This window comes from Streptomyces sp. NPDC006923 (genome assembly GCF_040635655.1).
GTDB lineage: Bacteria > Actinomycetota > Actinomycetes > Streptomycetales > Streptomycetaceae > Streptomyces.
The window spans coordinates 125,011-128,540 of record NZ_JBEYIF010000020.1 but is presented as its reverse complement, the minus strand read 5'-3'; the positions used below and the strand labels follow the sequence as shown (position 1 = coordinate 128,540).

The window sequence follows — 3,530 nt, the reverse complement described above, 5'->3', positions numbered from 1 at the left end:
TACTGCAGGGGGGACCCTGTGGGAGAGTAGGACGCCGCCGAACTTTTGTTGTGGGAATGCCCTGTGCCTTTAGGTACGGGGCATTCCTGCGTTCAGGACCCCCTCGCACTCGCCGGCCGGGCTGAGGGTAAGGTCAGGAGGCATCGTTGGCACGTTCCACACAGGAGGCCCCCGGGTGGAGGTCCAGGAGACCCGCGTTCAGACGGACCGGGTCCTCACCATCCCCAACATCCTCAGCATGGCCCGCCTCGTCGGGGTCCCGCTCTTCCTGTGGCTGATTCTTCGCCCCGAGTTCGGGGGCCCCAAGAGCGACGGCTGGGCACTGCTGGTGCTGATGCTGAGCGGCGTCAGCGACTATCTCGACGGCAAGCTCGCTCGCCGGTGGAACCAGATCAGCAGCCTGGGACGGCTCCTGGACCCCGCGGCGGACCGGCTGTACATCCTCTCCACCCTGGTCGGCCTCACCTGGCGGGAGATCCTGCCTCTCTGGCTGACCGCCGCGCTATTGGCGCGTGAGCTGATGCTTCTGGTGATGGTGGGAATCCTCCGTCGGCACGGCTATCCGCCTCCCCAGGTGAACTTCCTCGGGAAGGCGGCTACCTTCAACTTGATGTACGCCTTCCCGCTCCTGCTCCTCAGTGACGGAAGTGGATGGCTTGCGTCACTCGCCGAAGTTTTCGGATGGGCGTTCGCCGGATGGGGTACAACTCTGTATTGGTGGGCAGGGATCCTGTACGTGGTCCAAGTCCGCCGGCTCGTCAGGGCGGACATCGTGGCCGATTGAGCTCGTCGATGTGGTGCCGTGCAGAGTCGCCGGCCCACCCCTGACGCCATAGGGCCTCTGTCCAGACGGGCGAAGTCGGCGAGACTCTCTCTTCAAGGAGGACGCTTCCGACATGAAGGCCGTCGTTATGGCCGGTGGCGAAGGAACTCGACTTCGCCCCATGACCTCTAGCATGCCCAAGCCGCTCCTGCCGGTGGTAAACCGGCCGATCATGGAGCATGTGCTGCGGCTGCTCAAGCGCCATGGGCTCAGTGAGACCGTTGTCACCGTGCAGTTCCTCGCCTCCCTCGTCAAGAATTACTTCGGTGACGGCGAAGAACTCGGCATGGAACTCAGCTACGCCAACGAGGAGAAGCCGCTCGGTACCGCGGGTAGCGTGAAGAATGCCGAAGAGGCGCTGAAGGACGATGCCTTCCTCGTCATTTCCGGTGACGCACTCACCGATTTCGATCTGACCGACCTCATCGCTTTCCACAAAGAAAAGGGCGCACTGGTGACGGTGTGCCTGACCCGGGTGCCGAATCCTCTGGAATTCGGTATCACGATCGTGGACGAAGATGGAAAGGTCGAGCGTTTCCTGGAGAAGCCTACCTGGGGACAGGTCTTCTCCGACACCGTCAATACGGGCATCTATGTGATGGAGCCCGAGGTCTTCGACTATGTCGAGGCCGATGTATCGGTGGACTGGTCCGGCGATGTCTTTCCTCAGCTTATGAAGGAAGGCAAGCCGATCTACGGCTATGTCGCCGAGGGCTACTGGGAGGACGTGGGCACGCACGAGAGCTACGTCAAGGCTCAGGCGGATGTTCTTGAGGGCAAGGTCGATGTCGATATCGACGGCTTCGAGATCTCTCCCGGGGTCTGGGTGGCCGAGGGCGCGGAAGTACATCCCGACGCGGTGCTGCGGGGACCGCTCTACATCGGTGACTACGCCAAGGTCGAAGCGGACGCGGAGCTGCGGGAACACACCGTCGTCGGATCCAATGTGGTCGTCAAGACCGGTGCGTTCCTCCACAGAGCCGTGGTGCACGACAACGTCTACATCGGACAGCACAGCAATCTGCGCGGCTGCGTGATCGGTAAGAACACCGACATCATGCGCGCGGCGCGGATCGAGGACGGTGCGGTCATCGGCGACGAGTGCCTCGTCGGCGAGGAATCGATCATCCAGGGCAATGTCCGGGTCTATCCGTTCAAGACCATCGAAGCGGGCGCGTTCGTCAACACCTCGGTGATCTGGGAGTCCAGAGGCCAGGCGAATCTCTTCGGAGCCCGTGGTGTCTCCGGCATCCTGAATGTCGAGATCACGCCAGAAGTGGTGGTCCGGCTGGCGGGCGCGTACGCCACGACCCTGAAGAAGGGCTCCACCGTCACCACGGCGCGTGACCACTCGCGTGGTGCCCGGGCGCTCAAACGGGCCGTGATCTCGTCGCTGCAGTCCAGCGCCATCGACGTACGGGACCTGGAGAACGTACCGCTGCCGGTCGCCCGTCAGCAGACCGGGCGGGGCAGCGCCGGCGGCATCATGATCCGTACGTCGCCCGGCGTCCCGGATTCCGTGGACATCATGTTCTTCGACGAGCGGGGCGCAGACCTGTCGCAGGCCGGTCAGCGCAAGCTCGACCGGGTGTACGCGAGGCAGGAGTACCGTCGCGCGTTCCCCGGCGAGATCGGGGATCTGCATTTCCCCTCCAGTGTCTTCGACTCGTACACCGGCTCACTGCTCCGCAATGTCGACACATCCGGGATCGCGGAGGCCGGACTCAAGGTCGTGGTCGACGCGTCCAACGGCAGCGCGGGCCTGGTGCTGCCCAGCCTGCTCGGCCGTCTCGGTGTCGACGCGCTGACCATCAATCCCGGCCTCGACGAGTCACGGCCGACCGAGACGGCCGAGTCGCGCCGGTCGGGACTGGTCAGGCTCGGGGAGATCGTCGCCTCGGCGCGCGCCGCGTTCGGGGTGCGGTTCGACCCCGTCGGTGAGCGGCTGTCGCTGGTGGACGAGCGTGGGCGGATCATCGAGGACGACCGGGCCCTGCTGGTGCTGCTCGACCTTGTCGCGGCCGAGCGCCGCAGCGGCCGGGTGGCGCTGCCCGTGACGACGACGAGGATCGCCGAGCAGGTCGCCGCGTATCACGGGACCCAGGTGGAGTGGACGACCACGTCGCCGGACGACCTGACCCGGGTGGGCCGCGAGGAGTCCACGATCTTCGGCGGCGACGGGCGCGGAGCCTTTATCGTGCCGGAGTTCAGCAGTGTGCTGGACGGAACGGCGGCCTTTGTGCGGCTGCTCGGCCTGGTGGCGCGTACACAGCTCACACTGAGCCAGATCGATGCCCGCATCCCTCGTGCGCATGTGCTGCGACGGGATCTGGCGACGCCCTGGGCCGTCAAGGGACTGGTCATGCGCAGCGTGGTGGAGGCGGCCGGCGCCCGGCAGGTGGACACCACCGACGGTGTGCGGGTCGTGGAGGCCGACGGCCGCTGGGTGATGGTGCTGCCCGACCCCTCCGAGGCCGTCACCCATTTGTGGGCCGAGGGTCCGGACGACGCGTCGGCCCAGGCGCTGCTCGACGAATGGTCGGCCGTCGTCGACGGCGCGGGTCATTAGCGCCCGACCACAGCCGGCCGGTGAGGTGACACCGGTGTGCCGGGTGGCGGCGACGCGGGCCTTCACGGACGGCGGAAGGACGCTGTCGCGGTACTCGCGCGGCTGCTCCTCGAACCACTCGACGGACGGCATCGACAC

General features: G+C 65.8%; 2 protein-coding genes. Both read left to right on the top strand.

Annotation, left to right across the window (positions count from 1 at the left end; all coding sequences use genetic code 11):
- The first annotated feature begins 175 nt into the window (after positions 1–175).
- A complete protein-coding gene (locus ABZ707_RS29655) occupies positions 176–784 on the top strand; it encodes a CDP-alcohol phosphatidyltransferase family protein (protein WP_360180752.1) in 609 nt (202 codons plus the stop codon).
- A gap of 112 nt (positions 785–896) precedes the next feature.
- Entirely contained in the window at positions 897–3,392 is a 2,496-nt protein-coding gene (locus tag ABZ707_RS29650; protein ID WP_360180750.1) for a mannose-1-phosphate guanyltransferase, read from the top strand.
- Positions 3,393–3,530 lie beyond the last annotated feature (138 nt).

Excerpts from the sequence above, each read along its gene's own strand:
- ABZ707_RS29650 (WP_360180750.1), top strand. The coding sequence starts at position 897 with ATGAAGGCCGTCGTTATGGCCGGTGGCGAAGGAACTCGACTTCGCCCC.